The following is a 2,454-nucleotide window of genomic DNA, read 5'->3' as shown; positions in this document are numbered from 1 at the left end:
GGCGGGGGGCGCGGGGGGGCACCGCCCCCCCGGACCACCCCGCGGGGGGGGGGGGGCGCGCGCCCCCCCCCCCCCCCCCCTCTTTTCGTTCCCCGCGTCGTTCCCCGCGTCTTTCTCCTCGCCGCCGCCTCCCGGCCGGGCGTCAAGCCGTCAGCCGCAGGAACAGGCCGGATCGGCATCCCGGTCGGCGTGCCGGGCGCCGGGGATGTGCGGCAGCCGGGCCGCCGAGACCACGCCCTCCAGGTAGCCGCGGGCCCGTTCGGTCCGGGGGTAGGCCTCCAGCAGGGCCCAGAACGCCGGGCCGTGGTCCGGCACCAGCAGGTGGGCGAGCTCGTGCAGCAGCACGTAGTCGAGGACGTACTCCGGCATGCCCTGCAGACGGTGGGAGAGGCGGATCGTCCCCTCGCTGGGGGTGCACGAGCCCCAGCGCGAGTTCTGGTTGGTGACCCAGCGGACCTGGGCGGGCCGGGCGCGATCGCCCAGGTAGGCAGCCGACAGCCCGCGGGCCCGGTCCATCAGCGCGTCGTCGCCGAGGATCCGGCGGCTCTCCTGGGCGGCGAGCTTCTCCAGCATCTGCGCGACCCAGCGCTGCTCCTCGGCGTGCGACATCCGGGCCGGGATCAGCACGATCGTGCGGTCGCCCTCGCGGTAGGCCGAGACGGTGCGGCTGCGGCGGGCGCTGCGGCGCACTTCCACCCGGCCGCGGTCGTGCGGCTCCGGTGGCGCGGCGGCGGGTGGGTGCTGCGGCGACGCGGGCCTCGCCTGCTGATCCTGGTCCCGACGCCCACGCGTGCCGGGCGCCGCCACTTGCGACCCGGACGCTGCACGGGCACGCCGACGCGACGCCGGTGGATGGGAGTCCCGCTCGGCTGCCATGGCACACGACGTTACCCGGTACCACGGACAGAAGTCCGGTGCCGTGGCCGAAATCTTTCGTGGAGTGATCGGGAACGAAAAGTCGACGGCGGGTGTCCGGAAACTGGCGCCGGAGCGGATGGGCAGTTATCCACAGGGTCTGCGAACAGATGATGTGATCATGAGCCCGATCCTGTGGATAACTTTGCGCGCGACGTCGGCGCGATGGGGCATGCTGCGGTCAGCCGTCCGGAAACGATCGGAAGGGAGATCGCCGTGCGCCTCGTACTGAAGCCCGCCCTGTCCCGCAGCTGGCGGGACTCCGACACCCTGCAGTTCGGGACCATCACCCGCTACGCCGGGGTGCTCGGCCAGGCCGACAAGACCCTCTGCGACTTCCTCGGCCTGGTCGACGGGACCAGGGAGCGCCCCGAACTGCTGGAGGCCGGCGAGCAGCTCGGCCTGGGCCGGGAGCCCGCCGACGCACTGCTGACCGACCTGGAGGAGACCGGGTTACTGGACGACGCGGAGGCGACCGGCACCGCACTGGCCCGCTTCCCCCAGCCCCACCGGGACCTGCTCGGGCCGGACCTCGCCTCGCTGTCCCTGGTCCACTCCGGCCCCGGCGCCGCACCGGCGGTCCTGGCCCGGCGGGCCGGCGCCCGGATCGAGGTCCGCGGCGCGGGCCGGGTGGGCGCCGCCGTGGCGGCCGTGCTCTCGGCCGGTGGGGCGGGCACGGTCACCGTGGTGGACGGCGGCCGGGTGCGCCCCGGGGACTGCTCCCCGGCAGGACTGCCGCCGGGGGACGTCGGGCGGCTGCGGTTGACGGCCGCCCGGGAGGCCGTGCAACGGGCGTCGGGCCGACCACTGGTGCCCGTGCCCCGGCGAAAGCCCGACGGGCCGCCGCCCGACCTCGTGGTGCTCGCGCCCCGGGACGGGAGCGGGGCGTTCGCCGGCGGGACGTACGAGGCCCGGCTGCTGCTCCGGGCCGGGGTGCCGCACCTGTACGTCGGAGTGGTCGAGGAGTTCGGGGTGGTCGGGCCCCTGGTGCTGCCAGGGGTGTCAGCCTGCGGACACTGCCTGGTCCTGCGCCGGGAGGACGAGGACGCCGCTTGGCCCCGGATCCTGGCCCAACTGGCGGACGGCGGGCCCGGCCGGGCGCGCACCCCGGCCTGCGACACGGCCCTGGCCACGATGGTGGCCGGCCTGGCGGCACTGCACGTCCAGATCCACCTGGACGGCGGGCGGCCGCCGAGCGTGGACGGGTGGTGCGAGGTATCGGCCGGCGAAGGGATGCCACGACGTCTGCGACTGCGCGGACATCCGGACTGCGGGTGCCTCTGGCAGCCGCAGCCACCGAGGTAAGGAGGAGAGGAACCCGCCGGGCGCAGGCCCGGCCGAGGAGAGGAACCTGCCGGGCGCAGGCCCGGCGGCTGCGAGGCTCGGCAGCCGCCCGGCCCCACGCCACGGCGGCCCGGGCCGGCGCCCGGCCAGGTGAGCCCATGGCCAGGTGAGCCCATGGCCAGGTGAGCCCATGGCCAGGTGAGCCCATGGCCAGGTGAGCCCATGGCCAGGTGAGCCCATGGCCAGGTGAGCCCA

The 2,454-nt window shown here is 75.6% G+C and carries 2 protein-coding genes; one reads left to right on the top strand and one right to left on the bottom strand.

Features of this window, described 5'->3' with window-relative positions; all coding sequences use genetic code 11:
- Positions 1-150 precede the first annotated feature (150 nt).
- Positions 151-696 (bottom strand): M48 family metallopeptidase, encoded by a 546-nt coding sequence (locus ACFV6D_RS25445; protein ID WP_244293373.1) that lies wholly within the window; start codon positions 694-696, stop codon positions 151-153.
- Between the two features lie 435 nt (positions 697-1,131).
- On the opposite strand from ACFV6D_RS25445, the gene ACFV6D_RS25440 reads away from it, so the two are divergent.
- Positions 1,132-2,220 (top strand): ThiF family adenylyltransferase, encoded by a 1,089-nt coding sequence (locus ACFV6D_RS25440; RefSeq protein ID WP_380342849.1) that lies wholly within the window; start codon positions 1,132-1,134, stop codon positions 2,218-2,220.
- Positions 2,221-2,454: the final 234 nt, after the last annotated feature.

This window comes from Kitasatospora sp. NPDC059812 (assembly GCF_042732075.1).
Lineage (GTDB): Bacteria > Actinomycetota > Actinomycetes > Streptomycetales > Streptomycetaceae > Kitasatospora.
The sequence above is the reverse complement of the archived record's forward strand: the minus strand, read 5'-3'. Positions and strand labels throughout refer to the sequence as shown.